We start from the raw sequence: 23,002 nt of genomic DNA, 5'->3' as shown, positions 1-23,002 counted from the left end.
CGCGATCGGCAGTAAAATACGTCGTCACGGAGCGAATCTTTGCCCAAGTTCGAAGAGAGCCTCTCCCGCCTGGAAAAGATCGTGGACGAGCTGGAGAAGGGCGACATCCCGCTCGACAAGGCGCTGGCCCTCTTCGAGGAAGGCATCCATCTCTCCGGCTCCTGCCGCAAGGAGCTGGATGCGGCCGAGGGCAAGGTGGAGATCCTGCTCAAGCAGAACGGAAAACTTCAGGCCGAGGCGTTTGAGGGAGCCGGCGAGAAATCCGGCTCTTCAAAGAAGAAATAGGGCCGGGCATGCCTCCGGATTCTCCGGAGCCCTTCCCCTGCGCCGCGCACGGCATAATGCGGGGCGCTCGACGACGGAGGGTTTCCCCATGCTGCCACTGACCGCCGTGGTCGTGCAGAGCGACCCTGAATCCGCGGCCGCTCTCGCTGCCTCCCTGCTCCGCCACTTCCACACCGTGCGCATCGCCGGCTCGCTCGAGGAAGTCCGCGCCGCCATCCCTCGCCACCGCGCCGAGTTCGTCATCGTGGACTTGGAACTCGTCGGCGTCGCCGACGTCCAGCAACTGCGCCGCGACTTCACTTCCCTCTCCATCGTCTGCACTCACCGCCTGCCCGACGAGAAGCTCTGGACCTCCGCGGTGGCCGCCGGGGCCCTGGACTGCTGCCACGTCTCCGACGTCCGCAGCATCGTGCTCGCCGCCATGCGTAATCCCCAGGCCTCCCGCCCCGGCGCCGCCTAGCGGCACCGTCTCGCCGGCAACCGCTGCGCAGCCCTGTCATCCTGAGCCCGCGCGCGAACGAAGGACCTTGCGTTTGATTTTGATTGTCATCCTGAGCGAGGCCGGAGCATAGGCGACGGCCGAATCGAAGGACCCCTACACTGACCGCGGCGTAAAGACGCCGCCAGGGCATTCTCCCTGCGCAGGCGCCCTGTCATCCTGAGCCCGCCTGGGCGGGCGAAGGACCTTGCGTTTCGCCTTGCAACGGAACGCCGAACCGAATTGTTATACTCACCCCTGGATGCTCCCCGACGCCCTCGAATCCGACCGCCAGCGCATGGACGAAGCCCTGGAGCGACTACTTCCGCCAGCAACCCAGGACCCGACCTCCATCCATCGCGCCATGCGGCACAGCGTCTTCGCCGGCGGCAAGCGCCTGCGCCCCATCCTGGCCATGGAGGCGGCGCGTCTCATCGCCGGCTCGCTTCCCCCGGGGATCGAAGAATTGGGCTGCGCCCTGGAGATGCTGCACACCTACTCGCTGGTCCACGACGATCTGCCCGCCCTCGATAACGACGACCTGCGCCGCGGCCAGCCCACCTGCCACAAGGTCTTCGGCGAGGCCACCGCCATCCTGGCCGGCGATGCCTTGCAGACCCTCGCCTACCAGACGCTCTCCCGCCTGCACTGCCCGCCCGAGGCACGGGTGCGCGTCATCGAAGAGATTGCCGTCGGCACGGGCACCATCGAGGGCATGATCGGCGGCCAGGTCATGGACCTGGAAGCCGAGCGCACCCGCCCCGACTCGAAGACGCTCGAGCACATCCACCGCGCGAAGACCGGCGCGCTCATCACCGCCAGCGCAGTTAGCGGCGGGATCTATGCTGGCGCCTCCGCGGAGCAGGCCGAGAAGCTGCGCTGCTTCGGCCGCGCCGTCGGCCTCGCCTTCCAGATCGCCGACGATGTTCTCGACGTCACCCAGACCTCCGAGCAACTGGGCAAGACCGCCGGCAAGGACACGGCCACCGAGAAGGCCACCTACCCCGCGCTCTTCGGCGTGGAGGACTCCCTGAAGAAGGCGGATGCGCTGGTCGATTCCGGCTGCGCCGCGCTCGATTCCTTCGGCCCGGGCGCCGAGACGCTCAAGGCGCTGGCGCACTTCCTGGTCGAGCGTAAGAAATGAGCGCTGCTCTCGACATCCTGGCCATTGCCGCCCACCGAGACGACGTGGAACAGACCTGCGGCGGCACGCTCCTCAAGATGGCCGAACACGGCCACCGCACCGGCATCCTCGACCTCACCCAGGGCGAGATGGGCACGCGCGGCACCGCCGAAGAGCGCGCTGCTGAGGCCGCCGACGCCGCCCGCATCCTGAAGGTGAGCTGGCGTACCGTGCTCGACATCCCAGACGGCCGCGTGGAGAACACCTGGGAGAACCGCTTGAAGGTCGCCCGCGTCATCCGCGCGCGTCATCCGCGCGTAGTCATCCTGCCCTACTGGAAGGGCCGCCACCCCGACCATTACACGACGTCCATCCTGGGGTACGAAGCTTGTTTCTTGGCAGGATTATCAAAGCTTGTCATCCTGAGCGAAGCCCAAGCGAAAGCGCAGGGCGGAGTCGAAGGACCCCTACCCCCTCACAGACCATTCAAGATCATCTACGCCAGCCTCTACCACGACGTCCGCCCCGCCTTTGTAGTGGACATCACCGCGCAATTCGAGGCGCGCCTCCAGTCCATCCTCGCCTACAAGTCTCAATTCACCGACCAGGAGGCCGGCCGCAACGACTTCCCCGCCTACGACGACATCCGCAGCCGCGTCGAAGCCATGGCCCGCTTCTACGGCATGCTCGCCGGGGTGAAGTACGCCGAGCCCTTCGTGCAGAAAGAGGTTGGCCTGGTGGACGACCTCACCGCCATCCCGGTGAAATCCATCTAGCGGGTTCATGCGATGTTGGTGTCTGGGTGGGAGAGCGGGGCTTTAGCAGCCCATCCACGTAGTACACGCCCGTCCAGTACAAAGCGCGGCCCAGGTAGGTTCGAGCCATGCGGAAGTAGCGCACGTCGCCGTAGTCGAGCCCTCGGTCATGTTCTGCCAGCACCGCGGCCGGGTCGAAGACGCGACCATGCAGTTGCGCCAAAAGTTCGATTCCCTGGTGGAGTTGGGCGGGCGCATCCTGGAACTCCATCGCCGAGGCCTGAGCGAAGGCGAGATTGCCCGGGCCCTGCCGGGAAGCGACCTCCTCTGGCGGCTATGGACGGCGGGCGACTTCTCCAAGCGCAACTTCGTGCGCGCATTCCTGTTGCCGCCGCAGCCGCCGGCCAGACCGCGACTCTAGCGCGTCGCTTCTACGCTGCCCTTTCCGGTATGCTCTCTCTCTGATTCCGACCGGAGGACTGGCGATGAACCCCGCGCAAACCGCCGAATGGCAGGACCTGGGCCCGGCAAAGGACTTTGAGCAGAAGCCCGTGACCGAGGTCCATCTGGGTAAGACCGCGGTGGCCATCACCTGCCGCAACGGCGAGTTCGGCGCCATCTCCGGCGTTTGCAATCACGTGGGAGGCCCGCTGGGGCAAGGCACTCTGGACGGCGACTACGTGGTCTGTCCCTGGCACCACTATAAGTTCCACTGGCGGACCGGCGAAGGCGAGCCCGGCTTCGAAGCCGACCGAGTGCCCAGCTACGAAGTCCGCGTGGAGGGCGGACGTCTCCTGCTGCGCACCAAGCCCGTGACCCCGCGTCACAAGCTGCCGCATGACCCACACCCTCTGGCCCGCCCCATCCGGCGCGAAGAAGGCCCGGTGCGCGTGGTGGGCATCTCCGCCACCGTCATGGACCGCCAGTTTCCCCGGGTCTCGACCTCCGAACTCTTGCTCCAGGCCGCGCTCGACCACGCCGAGAAAGAGCTGGGCTGCGGCACCCGTCTGCTGAAGCTCGACAGCCTCAAGTTCCGCAACTGCGAGGGCTATTACTCCAAGAGCGCCCACGCCTGCACCTGGCCCTGCTCCATCACTCAGATGGATCCTGCGGACCAGATGGACCAGGTGTACGAGGCCCTGGTGCACTGGGCGGACGTGGTGCTCGTGACCACGCCCATCCGCTGGGGCTCCGCCAGCTCCCTGTACTACAAGATGGCGGAGCGGCTGAACTGCGTACAGAACCAGATCACCATCCGCGACAACGCGCTCATCCGCAACAAGGTCGCCGCCTTCCTCATCATCGGAGGGCAGGACAACATCCAGTCGGTCGTCGGGCAGTTGCTGGGCTTCTTCTCCGAGCTGGGCTTCCACTTCCCGCAGTTCCCCTACATCGCGCATTCGCGGGGCTGGTCGGCGGAGGACATGGAGAACAACGTGACCTTCGTCGAGCACAGCGAGGAGCTGCGCTCGGGCGCCCGCGATCTGACCCGCCGTGCCGTGGAGCTCGCCCAGAGGCTCATCGCCCAGGGCGAGGGCTCCGCAAAGGTGAGCCGCCCGGGACGGAAGGCCTGCAGGATGGCTGAGGAAAGTGCTTCCTGAAACTCGCTACAGCTTCAGCGCCACCGCAACCCCATCGCGCAGCGGCAGGACGGTGGTGAACACCTCCTTCGACCCGTAGAGCAGGCTGTTGAACTCTTTGATGGCTTCGGTAGTCTTCTCGCCCTTCTCTGCCGCGGCGACGCGGCCGCTCCACAGCGCGTTATCCGTGATGAACAGTCCGCCCTTGCGCACCCGGGGGACGGCCAGGCGGAAGACCTTGGGATAGTCTTCCTTGTCCACGTCATTGAAGATGATGTCGAACGCCTCCGGCTTCTCCTCCGAGAGCAGCTCCAGCGCGTCGCCCACGCGGATCTGGATCCTGTCGGCCACGCCGGCGCTCTCGAAGTTGCGTCGGGCGCTCTCGGCGTTCTTGGGGTTGCCGTCGGTGTAGATCACGCGCCCGCCCGCGCCCACCGCCCGCGCCCACCAGATGGTGGAGTAGCCGATGGCCGAGCCCATCTCGAAGACGGTGCGCGCGCCCATCAGCCGCGCCAGTTGGAAGAACACGCGCCCCACCGCCGGACCCACGATGGGGATCTTGCGCCGCGCGGCCTCTTCCTCCATCGCGCTCAGGATCTCGTCGCGCTCCGGCAGCAGGCCGTAGAGATACTTCTCCACCGGCTCGGTGGTGATCCCACCCATCATCCAGTACGCGCGCAGGTCGTCAGTCATGTCTTGTGATCCTCAACTCGGCAATCGCAAATCGAAAATCGGCAATCACCCGACGGTCTTCCCCGGCGTCATCTCCACCACCTCGACGCCCATATCCGCCACCAGCTTTTGCAACTCCGCGGGCCGCCCGGTGAGCGCCGGGAACGTTCCCCAGTGCATGGGGATAACAACCCTGGGCTTGAGCAGGCCGCAGGCGTAGGCGGCCTCGCGCGGCGACATGGTGAACAGGTCGCCGATGGGCAGCATCACGACCTCCGGCCGGTAGAGCTCGTGGATGATGTGCATGTCGCCGAAGACGTTGGTGTCGCCCGAGTGGTAGAGCTTGAACCCGTTCTCGAACTCCAGCACGTAGCCGCAAGCCTCGCCGCCGTAAATGATGGAGCCGTCGTCTTCCTGGATGCCGCAGGAGTGGTCGGCGTGCACCATGGTCACCCGCACATCGCCCAGCGTCTGCGACCCGCCCTTGTTCATGGGCGCGATCTGCTTCGCGCCCTTCTTCTGCATCCAGGCGCAGAGCTCGTAGATCCCCACCACCACCGGGTTGTGCTCCCGCGCGATGGCCACCGCGTCCGCGATGTGGTCAAAGTGCCCGTGCGTGCACAGCAGCACGTCGGCTTTCTGGACCTGCTTGTGTTCCTGCGGACAGGAGGGATTCTCCTTGAGCCAGGGATCGATGTAGATCACCCGGCCGCCGGGCGTCTCCACTCGGAAGCACGAGTGTCCCAGCCACGTTAGCTTCACGCCCTGCAGGTTCATGGATTCTCCGTCCAGGCGCGCCATCCACCGATGAGCGAGATGGCGTTCTTGAATCCCATCTTCTTCAGCATCCACGCGGCGAGCGCCGAGCGGTTGCCGCCACCGCAGTAGAGGACGACCTTCTTCCCCTTGTCGGTGGTGACCTGGTCGATCTGCAGCTCCAGGATGCCGCGCGGGATGGGCGCGGCGCCGGGGATCATGCCCTTGGCCTGCTCCTCGCGTTCGCGCACGTCCACCAGCGCGAAGTCCTCGCCCGCCTGCTGCATGCGCTTCAGTTCGGCGACGTCGATCTCCTGGATCTCTTTCTTGGCTTCGTTGCACAGCTGCTGGAACTCGGGCATGGGCATGGATGGAAACCTCCGCGCGGGGTCGAGCTTTGGATTCTAGCCGCCGCTCCCTCGCTTGTCATCCCGAACCAAGAAAGCTCGCAACCGTATGATTTCATGCGTCCTCCGGGCGTCGGCCCACATCTACTCTTCCATGACCCCTGTTATCATGGGCGGCTTGGCTCCAATGAACGCTCCAGCAGCCCCTCCCACAACCTTGTCGAACGTCGAGGCCTTCCTGCTCGAGGTGGTCGAGATCACCAACGCCACGCTCGACCTCGACACCCTGCTGGCCGGCATCGCCCAGGCCACCCGCCGAGTCATCGACTACGAGATCTTCTCCATCCTTCTTTTGAACGAAAAGACCCAGGAACTGCGCATGCGCTTCGAGATCGGCCATTCGCAGGAGGTCGCCGAGCGCCTGCGCATCAAGGTGGGAAAAGGCATCACCGGGCAGGCGGTGGAGCGCCGCGAGGCGATGCTGGTGAACGACGTCAGCAAGGAGCCCAACTACGTCAACGCGCATGCCTCGGTGCGCTCCGAGCTGGCCGTGCCCATGATCGTGAAGAAGCGGGTCGTCGGCGTACTCGATCTGCAATCGCGCGAGCTCGGCTACTTCACCGAGGAGCACCGCCGGGTGCTCACGCTGCTGGCCGCGCGCATCGCCTCCGGCATCGAGAACGCCCGGCTGTACACCCGGGTCGCGCGCCAGGCGCAAACGCTCTCCGTGCTCAACGAGATCAGCCGCGAACTCACCTCCATCCTCGACCTGGACACCCTGCTGGCGCGCATCGGCGAGCTGCTCCACCAGCTCATCGACTACCACATGTTCGGCATCCTGCTGGTGGACGACGCCGGCAAGAACCTGGTGCACCGCTTCGCCGTGCGCTTCGACAAGAACGTGCAGATCAAGGACGTCATGCCCATCGGCGCCGGCCTGGTGGGCTACGCCGCTCAGCACAAGGAGGCGGTGCTGGTTCCCGACGTGTCCAAGGACCCTCGCTACGTGATGCTCAACCCCGAGTCGCGCTCCGAGCTCTGCGTCCCCATGATCCTGAAGGACCGAGTCATCGGCGTGCTCGATGTGGAGCACACCAAGCGCGGCTACTTCACCGAGTTTCACAAGCTTACCCTCACCACCCTGGCCGCGCAGGTGGCCGTGGCCATCGAGAACGCGCGCCTCTACCAGCGCATCAGCCAGCAGGAGCAGCGCCTGGAGCGCGACCTGGCCCGCGCCCGCGAGATCCAGTTACACCTGCTGCCGCCCTGCTGCCCCGTCCTGAAGAACGCGCAGATCGCCGCGCGCTACGCCCCCGCGCTGGCCATCGGAGGCGACCTCTACGACTTCCTCAACTACTCGGGGGACGTGATCGGGATCGCCGTGGGCGACGTCAGCGGTAAAGGCGCCCCGGCGGCGCTGTTTGCCGCGCTGGCCAGCGGCATGTTGCGCTCCACCGGGGCCAGCGAACCCTCGGCCGCCGAGATGCTCTCCGCCCTCAACCTGGCCCTGGCCGAGCGCAGCCTGGAAGCCCACTTCGTCTGCCTGCTTTACGCCCTGTGGGACGACGAGCAGCACACCATGCAGGTGGCCAACTCCGGCTTCCCGCGGCCCCTCTTCTGCCACGACGGCGCCATTACCGTGGTCGAGGCCCTGGGGCTGCCCCTGGGATTGTTCGACGACGCTCAGTACGACGAGCTCACCATGTCCGCCGCCCCCGGCGACGTCTTCGTGTTCTTCAGCGATGGCATCCTCGACGCCGCTGGCCCCGACGGCGAGCAGTTCGGACGCGCCCGCCTGGAGCGCCTGGTGGCCCAGACCTGGGCCGCTTCCGCCGAGGAGATCGCCGACTCCATCATCACCGCGGTCAATCAGCACTCCGTCGGCGCCGATCCCTTCGACGACCAGACCGTGGTCGTGCTGAAAGTCACCCATTGATTGGGTCATTGAGCCATTGAATCGTTGAGCCATTTGTCGTCGGCGTCAGCATTCGAGAGAATGACTTAATGACTCAATGACCCGATGACTCAATGACTCAATCTCTTCCCTTCCACTATCGCCGCTCCGCTCTGCACTGCGAGCAGGTCCCGCTCGCGCGTCTGGCCCACCGTTTTGGCACCCCCCTCTACGTCTACTCCCGCACGGCCATCGTCGAGCGCTACCGCGCCTTCGACCGCGCCGTCCGCTCCCAGCCCCACACCCTCTGTTATTCGGTGAAGGCCAACTCGAATCTCTCGCTGCTGCAGCTGCTGGCCGGGGAGGGCGCGGGATTCGATGTGGTCTCCGGAGGCGAGTTGGAGCGCGTGTTCGCGGCCGCGCCCCGCGCCGCCCGCCGCACCGTCTTTTCCGGCGTGGGCAAGACCACCGCCGAGATGGACCTCGCCCTGCGCGCCGGCATCCTGCTCTTTAATGTGGAGAGCGAAGCTGAACTGGAGCTCCTGGCTGCGCGCGCCACCCGCCTGCGAAAAAAGGCCCGCGTGGCGCTGCGCGTCAACCCGGACGTCAGGGCGGAGACCCATCCCTACATCGCCACCGGCCAGCGCCAGCACAAGTTCGGCGTGCCGATGATCCAGGCGCGGGCCCTCTACCGCCGCGCCGCCCAGGAAAAATATCTGGAGGTTGCCGGAGTCAGCGTCCACATCGGCTCCCAGATCCTCCGGCTCGCGCCCTTCTCCACGGCCATGCGCCGTGTGGCCGCCCTGGTCCGCTCCCTGCGCGCCGACGGCCACCACATCCGCTACGTGGACTCGGGCGGCGGGCTGGGCATCGAATACCGCCACTCCCATGTGGATGCGGGTGCCTCGCCCGCGCTCCCGGCCTACGCCCGCGCGATTCTCGGGCCACTCCGAGGCCTCAATGTCCACCTGCTGCTCGAACCGGGCCGTGCGCTGGTGGGCCCCGCCGGCCTGCTGCTCGCTCGCGTCCTGTACCGCAAGTCGAGCGGCCGCCGCCGCTTCCTGGTCCTCGACGCCGCCATGAACGACCTGATGCGCCCCGCCCTCTACGGCGCTTACCACGAGATTGTGCCGGCAGTGCTTGCCTCGCCCTCGAGAAACGAGAAACGCGCAACGAGAAGCTTCGACGTCGTCGGCCCCATCTGCGAAACCGGGGACATCTTCGCCCGAAACCGCCAGCTTTCCCCGCTCCAGGAAGGCGACCTGGTCGCCCTGCTCGACGCCGGCGCCTACGGCATGTCGCTGGCTTCGAACTACAACTCCCGCCCGCGTCCGGCGGAGGTCTTGGTCTCCGGCCGCTCCGCCCGCCTCATCCGCCGCCGCGAGACTGCGCGTGACCTGATGCGCCCGGAGCTAGCCTCCCATCCAAACCGCTAGGGTTTGGCGGCCTGGCGCTCGAAGACCACGCGCCCGCCCACCAGGGTCAGTTCCACCTTCACATCCTTGATTGCCTCGGGAGGGATCCGGAAGATGTCGTCGCTCAGAAGCACCATATCCGCCAGCTTGCCGGGCGTGATGGAACCTTTTTCCTTCTCCTGGAACTCGGCGTAGGCGGAGCCCAGGGTGTAGGCCTCGACCGCCTCAGCGACTGTGATCTTTTGCTCCGGCACCCAGCCCTGCGGATTCTTGCCGTCGAGCGTGGCGCGGGTGGCCGCAGCATAGAGGCCCAACATGGGATTGAGCGGCGCCACGTTCCAGTCCGTCCCGAAGGCCAGCCGCACGCTGTGGTCTAAGAACGTGCGGAAGGCGTAGGTGGTCTTGATGCGCTCCGGGCCGATGCGCTTTTCGGCCCAACGGCCATCGTCAATGGCGTGGTACGGCTGCATGGAAGCGATCACGCCCAGCTTGGCGAAGCGCTCGAAATCCTTGGTTGCCATGTGCTGGGCGTGCTCGATGCGGAAGCGCCGGTCGCGCTCCCCGTGCGCCTGCACCACGTCCTGAAACAGGTCGAGGATCATCGAGATGCCCTGGTCGCCGATGGCGTGGATGCAGAGCTGCAAGCCCGCTTCGTCCGCCTTCATCATCCGTCCGCGCATCGCGGCCAGGGGACGCATCTCGCTTGAGAGCAACCCGCGGCTCTTGGGAGCATCGTCATAGGGCTCGAAGAAGTAGGCGGTGGTCGAGCCCAATGACCCGTCGGCGTATCCCTTGACCGCTCCCATCCGCAGATAGGACGAACCGAAGGCGCGCCGCAGGCCGAGCTTGGCCTGGTCGTTCCACTGGGTCTCGAGCGGGGCGGCGTAGATGCGCGCGGTCAGCTCGCCCTTCTCCGTCAGCTCGCTGTACACGGCGATGTCGGCGTACTCCGGGTTCATGTCCTGCACGCTGGTCACGCCCAGCGACGCCGCATGCGCCAGCGCCCGTCTCACCACCTGCATCCGGCGCTCCGGCGTGAGCGGCGGGATGACCTTGTACACGTAGTCCATGGCCGCGTCTTTGAGCACGCCGGTGGGATTCCCCTGGGTGTCGCGGACGATGGTGCCGCCGGGCGGATCGGGCGTCTGCGCCGTCACGTGCGCCATGCGCAGGGCCACGGAGTTGGCTAGCGCCATGTGCCCATCGTAGCGGTTGATGAAGACCGGCGTGGTGGGCGTGACGGCATCGATCAGCTGCCGTGTGGGCAACTCCGCCGGGGTCCAGCGCTCGTGGTCCCAGTCGCCGCCCTGGATCCACTCTCCCTTGGGCGTGACCTTGGCGCGCTCGCCGACGCGGCGGGCCAGTTCTTCGGGCGTGTCCGCGTCCTTCAGGTCCACGTTGTCGAGTTGCATCCCGCCGCTGACAAAGTGGACATGAGCGTCGTTGAATCCCGGCAGCAGAAGTTTCCCGCCGGCATCGATCACCCGCGTCTGGGGGCCCTGCCAGACGGCGACTTCGGCGCTCGTGCCCACGGCCACGATGCGCTCGCCAAGAATAGCGACCGCCTCGGCCTCCGCCCTCGGCCGGCTCTTGTCCACCGTCCAGACCTTGGCGTGGATGATGACCAGGTCCGCCGCCGGCTTGGTCTGCCCGGCGGCCGTTCCCGCGAGCGCCGCCAGCATCCCTGCCAGCAGCAGAAGCGGTCGCGGCCAGCCCCGCCCCACGTTCTTGGAAAATTGTTCAGTTCTCATTATGTATCTGGGTGAAACCAATGGCTCGATGACTCAATCACCCAATGACCCAATCATCTCTCTCCCCACTTCAGTTTCCCTCGCAGCACATCGAAGAACGTGCGCTTGGGCTGGCGCAGCAGCTTCACCGCCTGCTGCGACTTGCGGCAAACCAGCCGGTCGCCGTCGTGGACGGGCATGCCCACCTGTCCATCCACGGTCAGGTAGGCCTTTTCCTGGATGCTCTTGACCACCACCACGATCTCCGCCGAGTCGCGCACCACCAGCGGCCGGTTGGTGAGGGCGTGGGAGGAGATGGGGGTGATGACGAAAGCAGCCACGTCCGGCGCCAGCACGGGCCCTCCGGCGGCCAGCGAGTAGGCGGTGGAGCCGGTCGGCGTCGCCAGGATGAGCCCGTCCGCCTTGTAGCTGGAGACGACCGCCCCGTCCACCTGCACCTCGAAGTCGGCGATCCGCGCCAGGGCGTTCTTGCTCACCACCGCGTCGTTCAGGGCATCATAGCTGGCCACGCATTTGCCGCCCCGCTCCAGCTGGCAGTGCATCATGGAGCGCGACTCCGTCGCGCACTGGTTCTTCTCCATGGCCTCGAGCGTGGGATAGAGCTCGGCCAGCGTCACCTCGGTCAGGAATCCCAGCGAGCCCAGGTTCACGCCCAGGATGGGGATGCCGGCCCCGGCCAGCACCCGCGCCGCCGACAGAATGGTGCCGTCCCCCCCCAGCACCACCACAAACTCCGGCTTGCGCGCGGCCATCTGTTCGCGCTCCGACACCTCGCTGCCGGGAGCGCAGGCCGCGGTCTCCTTGTCCACAAAGACCTTGTAACCGTGCGCCTCCAGCCACTGCACCAGCCCGCTGGCGATCTCCTTGATCTCCGGCTTCGCGGGCTTCGAGATGATTCCGACCGACTTCACCATTCACTTCCCTCTGGACTCATGGAACCTTGCGTGCAACAGGAACTCTCGGTTCCCCTCGGCGCCGGTGATGGGCGATTCCATCACCTCGATTTCCGTCCCGCCCAGCGCCTCCACTGTCCTGCGGACCTTCTCGACCGCCGCCTGCTGGTCGTCCGCATCGCGCACGATCCCGCCCTTGCCCACCTTTTCCCGCCCCACCTCGAACTGAGGTTTCACCAGCACCACGAGCTCGAGTAGCGCCGGCTTCCCGCCGGGTGTCGCGCGGGCGTCCCGTCCGCGTTCCCAAGCTGCGATGCAGCTCCTCACCACCGCGGGGAGCACGAGTGTAGCAGAGATAAAAGCGACGTCCATGACCGCCATTTCTACTCGCTCGCCCACGTCTTCGGGCTTCAAATAGCGGGCATTGGTGCGCTCCAGCAGCCGCACCCGGGGATGGGAGCGCAGCCGCGAGTCCATCTGACCGTAGCCTGTATCCACCGCGATCACGCGTCCGGCGCCGCGCTGCAGCAGGCAGTCGGTGAAACCGCCGGTGGAGGCGCCCACGTCCAGGCAGACGCGGTCGGTGACCTCGACCCTCCAGTGCTCCAGCGCCGCTTCCAGCTTCACGCCGCCGCGGCTCACGTACTTCAAGTCTTCGCCCAGCATCCGGAGCTTCGCCTCCGCGCCCACGCTCGCCCCCGCCTTCTCCACCTTCTGCTCGTCCACCAGCACTTTCCCGGCGAGGATCAGCGCCTGAGCGCGCTCCCGCGACGCCGCCAGCCCGCGCTCCACCAACAATCGGTCCAGCCGCAGCTTCTTCATTTGTTTTTTCGCGCTCAGGAATGCGTGGCGCACATCCTACTGTGCAATCCGTAGAAACCTTCCGCGATTGCTCGACTTAGGGATTGAACTTTCTTCTTTTCCACACCGTTTTTCACATCCGTGTTGAAAACCCGCCGCCCCATTGTTTCACTCCCGCTCCAGCCCCGCCAAAAACCCGCAAGCAGGCCCTCTTTGTTGGCGACTTAGGCACATTCCAGCCCCGGTTTGCGTTACAATAAATGTCTTCAAGGCAGGAACGATGGCCACGAGACCTAAAGAGCGCCCCGGGCCAGCCCCCAGGGCACTCAAACCAGCCCCACAACCCGTCCCTGACCAGAAATCCACCACCGCTAACCAGGGTAACGGCACGGCTCCGCTGAGCCAGGAGCTGCTGCTCAAGCTCTATTCCTACATGGTCAAGTGCCGCATGGTGGAGGAGAAGGCCCGCATCCTGTTCAAGCAGGGCCGCTTCTCCGGCAACTACTACGCCGCGGTCGGCCAGGAAGCCACCGAGGTGGGCTGCACCATCGAGCTCGAGCCCGGCGACACCATCGCCCCCTCCCATCGTGACTTCATCAGCAACATCATGAAGGGGACGCCGCTCAACCTGATGTACGCCCAGCTCTACGCCCGCAAGACCAGTCCCGATCAGGGACGCTCCTCCCCGGCGCACTGCGGCTACGCCCCCGGCAACATCATCACTCCGGCCTCCACCATCGCCGCCCAGCTCAACATCGGGACCGGCGTGGCCCTGGCCTACAAGATGCAGAAGAAGCCCAACATCGTGGTGGCGCTCTCCGGCGACGGCTCCACCAGCCTGGGTTTCTGGCATGAAGCCCTGAACTTCGCCGGGGTCCAGAAACTGCCCATCGTTTATGTCATTCAGAACAACCTCTGGGCGGAATCGGTCAGCACCAGCCTGCAGACGGCGGTCAAGGATTTGAGCGTGAAGGCCCAGGCCTATGGCTTCCCCGGCATCACCGTGGACGGCAACGACGTGATTGCGGTCTATCGCGTGGCGCGCGAGGCCATTGCCCGCGCCCGCTCTGGCGGCGGTCCCACCCTCATCGAGTGCAAGACCTACCGCTGGTACGGCCACTCCGAGATCGATCCCGCCAAGTACCGGTCGTCGGAGGAGTTGGAGGCCTGGAAGGCCAAAGACCCCATTCCGGCCATGGAGCGCTACCTGACCGGGCAGGGCATGTGGAAAGACTCCTGGAAGAAAGAGCTTACGGACCAGTTCACCAAGGAGATCGACGAGGCGGTCGAGTTCGCCGAGAAGTCTCCGCTGCCCGAGCCAGCCGAGTGCCTGGACCACGTGTACTCGTTCAGCATCCGCGAGCGCGAGCTAAACCGCAAGACCTGGACCGCCAGCGTCGCCTCCCCCGCCGGAGGAGGCGGCAAGAAGTGAGATTGTCATTCCGAGCGAATTGAAGTTGTCATTCCGAGTGCAGCGAGGAATCTGCTTTTAGAGGACGAAGACGCCCATGGCCCTGATCACCTACATTGACGCCATCACCACCGCCCTGGCCGAGGAGATGCGCCGCGACGAGCGCGTCTTCATCATCGGCGAGGACGTAGGCGTGATGGGCGGCGTCTTCAAAGCCACCAAGGGACTCTATGAGGAGTTCGGCCCCGACCGGGTGATGGATTCGCCGCTGGCCGAGGGCATCATCGTCAGCGCCTCCATCGGCGCGGCCCTGGCCGGCATGCGCCCCGTTCCCGAGATCCAGTTCGTGGACTTCATCACTCCGGCCATGGACGCCATCACCCAACAGGCGGCGAAACTCCGCTACCGCTCCGCCGGCACCCAGACCTGCCCCTTCACCCTGCGCGTCTGCTATGGCGGCGGGGTCTCGGGCGGCCTCTACCACTCCCAGACCAACACCACCTGGTTCGCCCACGAGCCCGGCCTGCGGGTGCTCGCCCCGTCCACGCCGTATGACGCCAAGGGCATGCTCAAGGCCGCCATCCGCGACGACAACCCGGTCATCTACTTCGAGCACAAGAAGCTCTATCGCTCGATTAAAGAAGAGGTGCCGGAGGAGGACTTCACCGTCTCCCTCGACAAGGCCGCCGTCCGCCGCGAGGGAAAAGACATCACCGCCATCTCCTACGGCTACATGATGCAGCTCACCCTCCAGGCCGCCGAGAAGATGAAGGAAGCTCACAACGTCGACGTCGAAGTCATCGACCTGCGCACCTTGAACCCCATAGACAAGGACACCTTCCTCGAGTCGGTGGCCAAGACCAACCGCTGCGTCATCGTCCACGAGGACCACCGCACGCTGGGCATCGGCGCCGAGGTCTCCGCCATCCTGGCCGAGGAGGCCTTCGACTGCCTCGACGCTCCCATCGCCCGCGTCACCGCCCCCGACGTCCCGGCGATCCCCTTCTCCCATCCGCTGGAGAAGTTCTACCTGCCCAACGTGGAAAAGATCGTCGCTGCCCTCGAGCACACGCTGGACTACTAGGCGGACCCTTCCCTTCCGTAGTCATTCCGAGCGGTCCTTGCCTGCAGCCCGAAGGGCTGAAGCCCTGCGCGAAGCCGATAGGGGAGGAACCTGCCTTTCTTGCCAGGGTCATTCCGAGCGCAGCGAGAAACCTCCTCTGTTTGATCCCAATGGCTCGATGGCCCAATCACCCGATGGCCCGATTTAGACCAGCCCCAGCCCGCCATCCACCACCAAGGTCTGCCCAATGATGAACTCCGGCGCTGACGCAAAGAACAGCACCGCCGCGGCGACCTCCGCCGGAGTCCCCGCACGCAGCATCGGCGTCTTCTTCGCGATCTTTCGCATGAAGGCCCGATGCGCGGCCGCCTGGCGCTTGCTGTCTCCGGTCTCGATCATCCCCGGCGCTACGCAGTTCACGGCCACCCGGGGAGCCAGCGCCCGCGCCATCACCTGCGTCAGCATGCTCAGCGCAGCCTTCGAGGCGCAGTAGTGGGCGTGGCTCGGCCACGGACGCAGCCCGCCGAGGGACCCCAGGTTGATCACCCGTCCCCGTCGCCGCCTGAGGGCTGCGGCCGCCGCCTGCGTCATCAGGAAGGGGCCGCGGGTGTTGGTGGCGAACATGGCGTCCCACTGCTCGGCGGTCATCTTCTCCCACGTTACCGTCTCATAGACCGCCGCATTGTTCACCAGCAGGTCCAGCCCACCGAACTCCTGGACCACCTCTTTCACCGCCGCCTTCGCGCTCTTCGCCTCGCGCACATCGCAGCGCAGGGCCAGCGCCCGCACCCCAAAGCCCGCTAGGTCCACCAGCGTCTGCTGCGCCTGCTTCTGCGAAGTGAGATAGGTGATGGCGACATCGGCGCCGGCGCGCGCCAGCTCCAGTGCGATCTCCCGCCCGATGCGCCGCCCTCCACCCGTCACCAGCGCGGCTTTGCCCTTCAAGGGTTGCATCCGGGGAATTTTACTCCGTGCCCTCCGTGTCCTCTGTGGTTAAGATTCCTTTGTGCACAAAGTCGTCCTCTACACCCGCACCGGCTGCCACCTTTGCGATGAGGTCAAGGCCACGCTCGCCCGCCTGGAGAAGCGCGCTCGCTTCGCCTGGAAGGAAGTCGATGTGGATTCCGACCCCGATCTACAGCAGAAGTTCACCGACGAGGTCCCCGTGGTCTTCATTGACGGGAAGAAGGCCTTCAAGTACCGCATGACCGAGCGCGACTTCCTGCGCGTGCTTACCGCCCGCAAGCCCTGAGTCGCTCTCCCGTGCGCACCGGGTTAGAATCCAAGCCGCATGCGCACCCAGCTCCACGCCGACCCTGCCGGCCTCTTCCTGCACGACGCCATCCTCGACGCCTGCCGCCGCTTCGCCGAGCGCACGGCGATCGTGGACGCCTCCTTCGACCCGCCCCGCCGCCTCACCTACGCCGAATACGGAGACCTGGTGGAGCGCCTGGCGCGCGGCTTGGTGGCTACCGGCATCCAGCCGGGCGAAGTCATCGCCATCCACCTCCCTAATTCCTGGGAGTTCGCCGCCGCGTACCACGCCGCTACCCTCGCCGGAGCAATCCCCACCCCACTCAACCCCAGCTATCGCGAGCGCGAGATCCGCCACCAGCTCGAGAACTCCGGCGCCGTCTTGCTCATCTCGAGCGCAGCGCTGATCCAGAATGTCAATCTCGGCGGATTGCCCGACCTGCGCCGCGTTTACGTCACCCGCGCGACCCAGTCTTCCGGCGCGCACCAGGACTTCAACGACCTGCTGCGCTCGGTGACCGCCGCGCTCCCATCTCCGACCGACGCCCCCGAACGCACCCTGGCCACGCTTCCCTACTCCAGCGGCACCACCGGACTGCCCAAGGGCGTGATGCTCTCCCACTCCAACCTGGTCACCAACATCTTCCAGTTCATGGCGCCAGGCGAGACCGCCACCTTCCGCCCCGGCGAAGTGCTCATGGGATTCCTGCCGCTCTATCACATCTACGGATTGAACGTGGTGCTCAATCCGGCGCTGCTCTCCGGCGGGACGGTGGTGCTGGTGCCGCGCTTCGATTTGGAGCGCTCGCTCCAACTGATTTCGTCGGAGGGTGTCACCTTCCTGCCGCTGGTCCCTCCCATCATGAACCAGTACTGCCTGGCGGCGGAGGCGGGCCGCTTCCCTCGCGACCACCGGGTGCGGGCGGCGAAGTCCGGAGCCGCGCCGCTGGCCGCCGAGCTGCCCCGCCGCTTCACCGCGCTCACCGGCATCCACGTGCGCCAGGGATACGGCATGACCGAGGCTTCCCCCGTCACCCACATGGGATTTCTCGAGGAAGCGCTCTACCGGCCGGATTCCATCGGTCACCCGCTCGCCCTCACCGAATGTCGCCTGATCAACGACGACGGCGCCGAAGCCGCGGCTGGCGAGTTGGTGATGCGCGGCCCGCAGTTCATGCAGGGATACTGGCGAGCGCCCGACGCCACCGCCGGAGTCCTGCGCGACGGCTGGTACTTCTCCGGCGACGTCGCCCGGCGCGACGCCGAGGGCTTCTACTTCATCGTCGACCGCCGCAAGGAGATGATCAAATACAAGGGCTTCCCCGTCTCCCCGGCGGAGATCGAAGCCGTCCTGCTCGAGCATCCCGCCATCGCCGACTGCGCCGTCATCAGCCGCCCCGATGACGATGCCGGCGAGATTCCCTGCGCCTTCGTCGTGCTGCGCGACGGCCGCCAATCGAGCCCCGCTCTGGAGAGCGAGCTGGCCGGCCACGTCGCCGAGCGCCTGACCGGATACAAGCAGCCCCGCCAGTTCCGCTTCATCGCCTCCATCCCTCGCAATCCGTCGGGAAAGATCTTGCGGCGCGAGTTGCGCTCTGCTGTAAACTCCCGCCCGGGTCTTGGGATCTGCCCGCGCGAGGAGTCCCTATGTTCTGTTCCAACTGTGGCCCGAGAATCCAGCGGGCGCGGGCTCTTGCACCCGCTGCGGACTATCCCTTGGCAGTGTCGCGCTGACAGTGTCACGGCGGCCCCCGCCGCTCCTCCCCCGCCGCCGCCAAGGCCTGCGGCCACGACCCCCCGAACCTCGCGACCTTGCTCGGCGTCAGCGGCCCGGCGATCGAATGGGGCGCCGGAGCGGCCTTCTTGATCGCCTCGGTGCTGGCCGACCTGAGCTTTCTCCTGATCGTGCCGCTGCTCCATCAACAGGGCATGCTCCCCGTCTGGGCGTGGATTTCCTCTTTCACCGCCGACTTGCTGCTCACCGCGGCCGTCGTGGCCGGCTTCCTCTGGGTCCGCAACGACGCCGGCGCCGCGGCCCTGGCCGCAGCCGCCTACACCGTCCTGCAGACCGTGAACCGCGTAGTCCTGCTGCAACTCATCCTGCGCGGGCCCCACTCGCCGCCCTTCTTTATCGTGTACTTGTGGATGGCCAATTTTCTCTTCCTGCTCATCCTGGCCCTGGCGGTGCGCTGGATCCAGCCCACCTGGCTCGGCCTGTGGATCGGAGCCAGCGCGGCCTAGATCGCCGCCTCGCTGGTGTACCGCGTCGGCAGCTTTCTTTACAACCGCCTTAGCGAGCAGTTCTCGTTCCCCTTTTCCTTCGGCCCCTGGGACGTAGTCCAGGACCTGCTCTTCGCCGCCGTCTTTGCCTTTGCCTTTTGGGGAGGACTGGCGCTCTTCGCGCCCAAGGTGTTGCGGGATTGACGTGTTGCGGGATTAATCTGCTGCGGGATTCCTGAGGGGGGCCGCGGCCGGGCGGACGCCCATGCCGCTACTTGTAGATGGTGACCTGCTCCTGCGGCTTCTTCAGCTTGATGACGAACTCCTGCTCCGGCTGGTCGATGTCGAAGTCCTCGCCGAAGGTCTGGAACCCCGGCGTCAGCACCTGGACGCGCAGCTTCCCATAGGGAGCGCCGTCGAAGCTGGCCTTGCCTTCAGCGTCGGTCTTCAGCTGGTACCCGCCCCTGGCTTGCTTGCCCTTCTTGTCCATCAGATGCAGCACCACGCTGGCGTTGCGCACCGGCTTGCCGTTGTGCGCCTTCAGGACCACGAATTTCAGACTGGCTTGCTGCTTATCGCCCGCCCAGGCCAGCGGGGCCAGCAAGCTAACGACCATCAGGCTCAGCAGTGCTTTTCTCATGGCGCCTCTGCCATTCTAAGGCCGTCCGGCCGGCTTGTCACCCGCTCGCTTGACATGCTCTAGGGCTCGCTCTTATAATTAGCACTCGATGGGTGACAGTGCTAACAACCTGCCACCCCAGCCAGATTGTATCTAGTAACATAAAGCAAACAAACACCTTATACCTTGAAAGGAGTGTGCTAAATGTCTACCAAGTTGACTCCCCTGCACGATCGCATCCTGATTCGCCGGGTGGAGGAGCAGGAATCGGTGCGCGGCGGCATCATCATCCCCGACTCGGCTAAGGAAAAGCCGCAGGAGGGCGAAGTGATCGCCGTAGGCAAGGGCAAGATCAGCGAAGAGGGCAAGGTCCGGCCCCTGGACGTGAAGGCGGGCGACCGCATCCTGTTCGGCAAGTACGCCGGCACGGAGATCAAGATTGACGGCGAAGAGCTGGTCATCATGCGCGAGGAAGAGGTGCTGGGCATCCTCATCGGCGCCGGCAAACCCAAGGAGCACGCCGGATCGCGCAGGTAGTTTCTTGTTGTCATCCTGAGGCCGCTGCTTTTGCGGCCGAAGGACCTGGGCGAGCCGAGTCGCGCCGCGAAACCCGAAGGGTGAGCGAGGAACGCGCGAAAGGCGAGCATCCGAATTTTGCGGCCACAAGCCGCAAACCAAATCGCAGTCACACAAGGAGAAAACACCATGGCAAAGCAGATCATTCACGGAGAGGAATCGCGGCAAGCGATCCTCCGCGGCGTCAACGTGCTGGCCGACGCCGTCAAAGTCACCCTCGGCCCCAAGGGCCGCAACGTGGTCATCGAAAAGAAGTTCGGTTCGCCGACCATCACCAAGGACGGCGTCACCGTAGCCAAGGAGATCGAACTCCCGGACGCGCTCGAGAACATGGGCGCGCAGATGGTGCGCGAAGTGGCGTCGAAGACCAGTGATGTGGCCGGCGACGGCACCACCACTGCCACCGTGCTCGCCCAGTGCATCTTCCGCGAGGGCGTGAAGACGGTCGCTGCCGGCGCCAATCCCATGGCGCTCAAGCGCGGCATCGAGAAGGCGGTCACCGCCATCTGCGGCACGCTCGACAAGGACGGCAACCGGGTGAAGGGCGAACTGGACAAGTTCTCCAAGCCCGTCACCGGCGACATGATCGCCCAGGTGGGCACCATCTCCGCCAACAACGACGAGACCATCGGCAAGATCATCGCCGAGGCCATGAAGAAGGTGGGCAAGGACGGCGTCATCACGGTCGAGGAATCCAAGACCATGGAGACCCAGCTGGAAGTGGTCGAGGGAATGCAGTTCGACCGCGGCTACCTCTCTCCCTACTTCGTCACCGACCCGGAGCGCATGGAGGCGGTGCTGGAGAACTGCTCCATCCTCATCTACGAGAAGAAGATCTCGTCCATGAAGGACCTGCTCCCGCTGCTGGAGCAGATTGCGAAGTCCGGCAAGCCGCTGCTCATCGTGGCGGAGGACGTCGAGGGCGAGGCTCTGGCCACGCTCGTGGTCAACAAGCTGCGTGGCACGCTGCAGGCCGTGGCCGTCAAGGCTCCGGGCTTCGGCGACCGCCGCAAGGCCATGCTGCAGGACATCGCCATCCTCACCGGTGGCAAGGCCCTCACCGAGGACCTGGGCATCAAGCTGGAGAATGTCCAGCTGGACGACCTGGGCTTCGCCAAGAAGGTCACCATCGACAAGGACAACACCACCCTGGTCGAGGGCAAGGGCAAGTCTTCCGAGATTCAAGGCCGGGTCAAGGAGATCCGCACCCAGATCGAGAAGACCACCTCGGACTACGATCGCGAGAAGCTCCAGGAACGCCTGGCCAAGCTCGTGGGCGGCGTCGCCGTCATCAAAGTCGGCGCGGCTACGGAAACCGAGATGAAGGAAAAGAAGGCACGGGTCGAAGACGCCATGCACGCCACCCGCGCCGCAGTCGAGGAAGGCATTGTCCCCGGCGGCGGTGTGGCCCTGGTGCGCTGCGTCTCCGCCATCGAGAAGCTGAAGCTCGAGGGCGATGAGCTGATCGGCGCCAACATCGTCCGCCGCTCGCTCGAGGAGCCCATGCGCCAGATCGTGGCCAACTCCGGCGAAGAGGGCGCGGTCGTTCTGGGCAAGGTCCGCGAAGCCAAGGACTCGAACTTCGGCTACAACGCGCTCACCGGCGACCTGGAAGACCTGGTCAAGGCCGGCGTGCTCGACCCCACCAAGGTCGTGCGCACCGCGCTGCAGAACGCCGGCTCCATCGCCTCCTTGATGCTCACCACCGAAGCTCTGGTGGCCGAGCTGCCCGAGGAGAAGAAGGCTTCCGGGGGTCCCGGCGGTCACGGCGGCATGGGCGACATGTATTAAACCCGTAGAGACGCGGCGTGCCGCGTCTCTACCGAGGCCCCGCAGAAATGCGGGGCCTTTTTCTTTTCGGTGCCAGAGCGGGGCTTTAGCCCTGCGTATCCGCGCCCTTTGAATGTGGCTTTAGCCACGGCAGGCTGCGGCAGGCGCGACTGATGCAACTGGTGGAAGAGCGCGGGCAGGTGAGCCGTGTGATGTGCCAGGAGCGGCGGGCGGATGGGCGGCAATGCCGGTATCCGGCGGAGGAGGGTGGGGCGATGTGTCGCGCGCACACGGAGTGGAAGGCGAGTCCGCTGGCGGCGCTTCCCTTCCCGGACGACGCGCTCGGCCTGCAGCGACTGATGGCGAAGCTGCTGAGCGGGCTGCTGTATGGAGGGATGGATCCGCAGAAGGCGCGGGTGGCAGCGGACGTCTGCCGGACGATGCGGCAGAACATCGAGGGGTACGAGCGGGCGGCAAGGGAGGCGGAGGAGGAGTTCTTTCTGCAGAAACAGTTGTCGGTTGTCAGTGAAGGGCGAAACAGCGGCCCCTCAGGGGCTGAAGCCCGAATCCAATATGGCCGGGGTGCGGCATGGCTGAAGCCATGCCCTGATACGAACGACCGCAGGGCTGAAGCCCGAATTCAATATGGCCCTGTGCGGCATGGCTGAAGCCACGCCCTGATACGGACGACCGAAGGGCTGAAGCGCGGGGCGGCAGACTATTTCGGGCTTCCGCTACTGCGCGGGGAGATGATGCGCCCGTATGGTGACGCCCGGCCCAGGCGGTCGAAGGTGCGGTAGGCGGCGCCGGCGATGCGGCTGATGGCCGCCTCTCCTTCCCTTTCGTCCGCCAGGTAGTTGGTCATCACGCACAGGACGAACGGCCGCCCGGGGACGAAGACCACGCCGCAATCGGCGCGCACGCCTTCGAGCTCGCCCTCTTTCTCGGCCACGACCACGTCGTCGGGGATGCCGCCGGCGCGGAAGTAGGCTTTGTAGTGGGTGCGGCCGGAAGCCAGTATTTTGAAGAAGTCATCGGCCAGCGGCTTCTCGATGACCTTGCCGCCGTAGATGGCTTCGAGCAGCGCGGCCAGCTCACGCGGGGTAGCAACGTTCTCGCGGCCCTGCTTGGCGGCTTCCAGGTCCATCATCTTGCGACGCAGGCGGGTCTGCTTGAGGCCGAGCGAGTCGAGCAGCGCGTTGACGTTCTCTATGCCCACGCGCTCGATGAGGATGTTGGCGGCGGAGTTGTCGCTGACTGAAACCATCATGGTCGCCAGGTCGCGGTTGGTGACGCGGCTCACGCCGGGAGTGAGGCCTCCGAGGATGTCGCTGTCCGG

Annotated in this window: 26 protein-coding genes; 17 read left to right on the top strand and 9 right to left on the bottom strand. The window is 65.7% G+C overall.

Annotation, left to right across the window (positions count from 1 at the left end):
- Positions 1 to 39 precede the first annotated feature (39 nt).
- The 6 genes from xseB (at position 40) to VGQ94_00340 (ending at position 4,242) form a co-directional block, all read left to right on the top strand.
- Entirely contained in the window at positions 40 to 285 is a 246-nt protein-coding gene (gene xseB, locus VGQ94_00365) for an exodeoxyribonuclease VII small subunit (protein HEV2020960.1), read from the top strand.
- Positions 286 to 373: 88 nt separating this feature from the next.
- Entirely contained in the window at positions 374 to 745 is a 372-nt protein-coding gene (locus VGQ94_00360) for a hypothetical protein (protein HEV2020959.1), read from the top strand.
- A 280-nt stretch (positions 746 to 1,025) separates the two neighbouring features.
- A complete protein-coding gene (locus tag VGQ94_00355) occupies positions 1,026 to 1,907 on the top strand; it encodes a farnesyl diphosphate synthase (protein ID HEV2020958.1) in 882 nt (293 codons plus the stop codon).
- Complete coding sequence (gene bshB1 / locus VGQ94_00350; protein ID HEV2020957.1) at positions 1,904 to 2,662, top strand: bacillithiol biosynthesis deacetylase BshB1; 759 nt, start codon at positions 1,904 to 1,906, stop codon at positions 2,660 to 2,662. The genes VGQ94_00355 and bshB1 overlap by 4 nt, the downstream gene beginning before the upstream one ends.
- Before the next feature lie 148 nt (positions 2,663 to 2,810).
- Positions 2,811 to 3,062, top strand: coding sequence for a hypothetical protein (locus VGQ94_00345; GenBank protein ID HEV2020956.1), 252 nt, complete (start codon positions 2,811 to 2,813; stop codon positions 3,060 to 3,062).
- A gap of 64 nt (positions 3,063 to 3,126) precedes the next feature.
- Positions 3,127 to 4,242 carry a Rieske 2Fe-2S domain-containing protein gene (locus VGQ94_00340; protein HEV2020955.1) on the top strand — a complete coding sequence of 372 codons (1,116 nt, stop codon included), beginning with the start codon at positions 3,127 to 3,129 and terminating at the stop codon, positions 4,240 to 4,242.
- 6 nt (positions 4,243 to 4,248) lie between these two features.
- Here VGQ94_00340 and VGQ94_00335 read toward each other — a convergent pair whose 3' ends face one another.
- From VGQ94_00335 to VGQ94_00325, 3 genes are read right to left on the bottom strand one after another with little or no spacing between them, the layout of a single operon-like run.
- Positions 4,249 to 4,914, bottom strand: coding sequence for an O-methyltransferase (locus VGQ94_00335; protein HEV2020954.1), 666 nt, complete (start codon positions 4,912 to 4,914; stop codon positions 4,249 to 4,251).
- 45 nt (positions 4,915 to 4,959) lie between these two features.
- Complete coding sequence (locus tag VGQ94_00330) at positions 4,960 to 5,670, bottom strand: metal-dependent hydrolase (protein HEV2020953.1); 711 nt, start codon at positions 5,668 to 5,670, stop codon at positions 4,960 to 4,962.
- Entirely contained in the window at positions 5,667 to 6,017 is a 351-nt protein-coding gene (locus VGQ94_00325) for a rhodanese-like domain-containing protein (protein HEV2020952.1), read from the bottom strand. Before VGQ94_00325 ends, VGQ94_00330 begins: the two co-directional genes overlap by 4 nt.
- 196 nt (positions 6,018 to 6,213) lie before the next feature.
- Here VGQ94_00325 and VGQ94_00320 point away from each other — a divergent pair, with 196 nt between their 5' ends.
- Entirely contained in the window at positions 6,214 to 7,932 is a 1,719-nt protein-coding gene (locus VGQ94_00320) for a SpoIIE family protein phosphatase (protein HEV2020951.1), read from the top strand.
- A 92-nt stretch (positions 7,933 to 8,024) separates the two neighbouring features.
- Positions 8,025 to 9,326, top strand: coding sequence for a diaminopimelate decarboxylase (gene lysA / locus VGQ94_00315; protein ID HEV2020950.1), 1,302 nt, complete (start codon positions 8,025 to 8,027; stop codon positions 9,324 to 9,326).
- Here the strand turns inward: lysA and VGQ94_00310 are convergent.
- From VGQ94_00310 to VGQ94_00300, 3 genes are read right to left on the bottom strand one after another with little or no spacing between them, the layout of a single operon-like run.
- A complete protein-coding gene (locus tag VGQ94_00310; protein ID HEV2020949.1) occupies positions 9,323 to 11,056 on the bottom strand; it encodes an amidohydrolase in 1,734 nt (577 codons plus the stop codon). The two genes, lysA and VGQ94_00310, sit on opposite strands and share 4 nt — an antisense overlap.
- 53 nt (positions 11,057 to 11,109) lie before the next feature.
- A complete protein-coding gene (locus VGQ94_00305) occupies positions 11,110 to 11,970 on the bottom strand; it encodes an NAD(+)/NADH kinase (GenBank protein HEV2020948.1) in 861 nt (286 codons plus the stop codon).
- A complete protein-coding gene (locus VGQ94_00300) occupies positions 11,971 to 12,771 on the bottom strand; it encodes a TlyA family RNA methyltransferase (protein ID HEV2020947.1) in 801 nt (266 codons plus the stop codon).
- A gap of 259 nt (positions 12,772 to 13,030) precedes the next feature.
- Here VGQ94_00300 and VGQ94_00295 point away from each other — a divergent pair, with 259 nt between their 5' ends.
- Positions 13,031 to 14,182, top strand: coding sequence for a thiamine pyrophosphate-dependent dehydrogenase E1 component subunit alpha (locus VGQ94_00295; GenBank protein ID HEV2020946.1), 1,152 nt, complete (start codon positions 13,031 to 13,033; stop codon positions 14,180 to 14,182).
- A gap of 76 nt (positions 14,183 to 14,258) precedes the next feature.
- Entirely contained in the window at positions 14,259 to 15,245 is a 987-nt protein-coding gene (locus VGQ94_00290) for an alpha-ketoacid dehydrogenase subunit beta (protein ID HEV2020945.1), read from the top strand.
- A 183-nt stretch (positions 15,246 to 15,428) separates the two neighbouring features.
- On the opposite strand, the gene VGQ94_00285 is transcribed toward VGQ94_00290, so the two are convergent.
- A complete protein-coding gene (locus tag VGQ94_00285; protein ID HEV2020944.1) occupies positions 15,429 to 16,178 on the bottom strand; it encodes an SDR family oxidoreductase in 750 nt (249 codons plus the stop codon).
- 52 nt (positions 16,179 to 16,230) lie between these two features.
- On the opposite strand from VGQ94_00285, the gene VGQ94_00280 reads away from it, so the two are divergent.
- From VGQ94_00280 to VGQ94_00265, 4 genes are read left to right on the top strand one after another with little or no spacing between them, the layout of a single operon-like run.
- A complete protein-coding gene (locus VGQ94_00280) occupies positions 16,231 to 16,476 on the top strand; it encodes a glutaredoxin family protein (GenBank protein HEV2020943.1) in 246 nt (81 codons plus the stop codon).
- A 39-nt stretch (positions 16,477 to 16,515) separates the two neighbouring features.
- Positions 16,516 to 18,345: an AMP-binding protein gene (locus VGQ94_00275; protein ID HEV2020942.1), complete on the top strand. Its 1,830-nt coding sequence runs from the start codon at positions 16,516 to 16,518 to the stop codon at positions 18,343 to 18,345.
- Positions 18,342 to 18,719 (top strand): hypothetical protein, encoded by a 378-nt coding sequence (locus tag VGQ94_00270; GenBank protein ID HEV2020941.1) that lies wholly within the window; start codon positions 18,342 to 18,344, stop codon positions 18,717 to 18,719. The genes VGQ94_00275 and VGQ94_00270 overlap by 4 nt, the downstream gene beginning before the upstream one ends.
- Positions 18,720 to 18,734: 15 nt before the next feature.
- Positions 18,735 to 18,902, top strand: coding sequence for a hypothetical protein (locus VGQ94_00265; protein ID HEV2020940.1), 168 nt, complete (start codon positions 18,735 to 18,737; stop codon positions 18,900 to 18,902).
- A gap of 67 nt (positions 18,903 to 18,969) precedes the next feature.
- Here VGQ94_00265 and VGQ94_00260 read toward each other — a convergent pair whose 3' ends face one another.
- Positions 18,970 to 19,338 (bottom strand): hypothetical protein, encoded by a 369-nt coding sequence (locus tag VGQ94_00260; GenBank protein ID HEV2020939.1) that lies wholly within the window; start codon positions 19,336 to 19,338, stop codon positions 18,970 to 18,972.
- Between the two features lie 183 nt (positions 19,339 to 19,521).
- Between VGQ94_00260 and VGQ94_00255 the strand changes: the two genes are divergently transcribed.
- The 3 genes from VGQ94_00255 (at position 19,522) to VGQ94_00245 (ending at position 22,331) form a co-directional block, all read left to right on the top strand.
- Positions 19,522 to 19,854 (top strand): co-chaperone GroES, encoded by a 333-nt coding sequence (locus tag VGQ94_00255; protein ID HEV2020938.1) that lies wholly within the window; start codon positions 19,522 to 19,524, stop codon positions 19,852 to 19,854.
- A gap of 168 nt (positions 19,855 to 20,022) precedes the next feature.
- Positions 20,023 to 21,684, top strand: a complete 1,662-nt coding sequence (groL, locus tag VGQ94_00250) for a chaperonin GroEL (protein ID HEV2020937.1) — start codon at positions 20,023 to 20,025, stop codon at positions 21,682 to 21,684.
- A gap of 152 nt (positions 21,685 to 21,836) precedes the next feature.
- On the top strand, positions 21,837 to 22,331 hold the full coding sequence (locus VGQ94_00245) for a hypothetical protein (GenBank protein HEV2020936.1): 495 nt from the start codon (positions 21,837 to 21,839) through the stop codon (positions 22,329 to 22,331).
- A 50-nt stretch (positions 22,332 to 22,381) separates the two neighbouring features.
- On the opposite strand, the gene VGQ94_00240 is transcribed toward VGQ94_00245, so the two are convergent.
- On the bottom strand, positions 22,382 to 23,002 hold a 621-nt coding region (locus tag VGQ94_00240; GenBank protein HEV2020935.1), incomplete at its 5' end, for a serine hydrolase.

It is taken from the genome of Terriglobales bacterium (assembly GCA_035937135.1).
Lineage (GTDB): Bacteria > Acidobacteriota > Terriglobia > Terriglobales > Acidobacteriaceae > DASYVL01.
This window is presented reverse-complemented; position numbering and strand designations above follow the sequence as displayed.

What these genes read in the sequence shown, in the direction of transcription:
- VGQ94_00360 (HEV2020959.1), top strand. Translation starts at nt 374, where the DNA reads ATGCTGCCACTGACCGCCGTGGTCGTGCAGAGCGACCCTGAATCCGCG.
- VGQ94_00355 (HEV2020958.1), top strand. Translation starts at nt 1,026, where the DNA reads ATGCTCCCCGACGCCCTCGAATCCGACCGCCAGCGCATGGACGAAGCC.
- bshB1 (HEV2020957.1), top strand. Translation starts at nt 1,904, where the DNA reads ATGAGCGCTGCTCTCGACATCCTGGCCATTGCCGCCCACCGAGACGAC.
- VGQ94_00345 (HEV2020956.1), top strand. Translation starts at nt 2,811, where the DNA reads ATGTTCTGCCAGCACCGCGGCCGGGTCGAAGACGCGACCATGCAGTTG.
- VGQ94_00340 (HEV2020955.1), top strand. Translation starts at nt 3,127, where the DNA reads ATGAACCCCGCGCAAACCGCCGAATGGCAGGACCTGGGCCCGGCAAAG.
- VGQ94_00335 (HEV2020954.1), bottom strand. Translation starts at nt 4,914, where the DNA reads ATGACTGACGACCTGCGCGCGTACTGGATGATGGGTGGGATCACCACC.
- VGQ94_00330 (HEV2020953.1), bottom strand. Translation starts at nt 5,670, where the DNA reads ATGAACCTGCAGGGCGTGAAGCTAACGTGGCTGGGACACTCGTGCTTC.
- VGQ94_00325 (HEV2020952.1), bottom strand. Translation starts at nt 6,017, where the DNA reads ATGCCCATGCCCGAGTTCCAGCAGCTGTGCAACGAAGCCAAGAAAGAG.
- lysA (HEV2020950.1), top strand. Translation starts at nt 8,025, where the DNA reads ATGACTCAATCTCTTCCCTTCCACTATCGCCGCTCCGCTCTGCACTGC.
- VGQ94_00310 (HEV2020949.1), bottom strand. Translation starts at nt 11,056, where the DNA reads ATGAGAACTGAACAATTTTCCAAGAACGTGGGGCGGGGCTGGCCGCGA.
- VGQ94_00305 (HEV2020948.1), bottom strand. Translation starts at nt 11,970, where the DNA reads ATGGTGAAGTCGGTCGGAATCATCTCGAAGCCCGCGAAGCCGGAGATC.
- VGQ94_00300 (HEV2020947.1), bottom strand. Translation starts at nt 12,771, where the DNA reads ATGAAGAAGCTGCGGCTGGACCGATTGTTGGTGGAGCGCGGGCTGGCG.
- VGQ94_00295 (HEV2020946.1), top strand. Translation starts at nt 13,031, where the DNA reads ATGGCCACGAGACCTAAAGAGCGCCCCGGGCCAGCCCCCAGGGCACTC.
- VGQ94_00290 (HEV2020945.1), top strand. Translation starts at nt 14,259, where the DNA reads ATGGCCCTGATCACCTACATTGACGCCATCACCACCGCCCTGGCCGAG.
- VGQ94_00285 (HEV2020944.1), bottom strand. Translation starts at nt 16,178, where the DNA reads ATGCAACCCTTGAAGGGCAAAGCCGCGCTGGTGACGGGTGGAGGGCGG.
- VGQ94_00275 (HEV2020942.1), top strand. Translation starts at nt 16,516, where the DNA reads ATGCGCACCCAGCTCCACGCCGACCCTGCCGGCCTCTTCCTGCACGAC.
- VGQ94_00260 (HEV2020939.1), bottom strand. Translation starts at nt 19,338, where the DNA reads ATGAGAAAAGCACTGCTGAGCCTGATGGTCGTTAGCTTGCTGGCCCCG.
- VGQ94_00255 (HEV2020938.1), top strand. Translation starts at nt 19,522, where the DNA reads ATGTCTACCAAGTTGACTCCCCTGCACGATCGCATCCTGATTCGCCGG.
- groL (HEV2020937.1), top strand. Translation starts at nt 20,023, where the DNA reads ATGGCAAAGCAGATCATTCACGGAGAGGAATCGCGGCAAGCGATCCTC.
- VGQ94_00245 (HEV2020936.1), top strand. Translation starts at nt 21,837, where the DNA reads ATGCAACTGGTGGAAGAGCGCGGGCAGGTGAGCCGTGTGATGTGCCAG.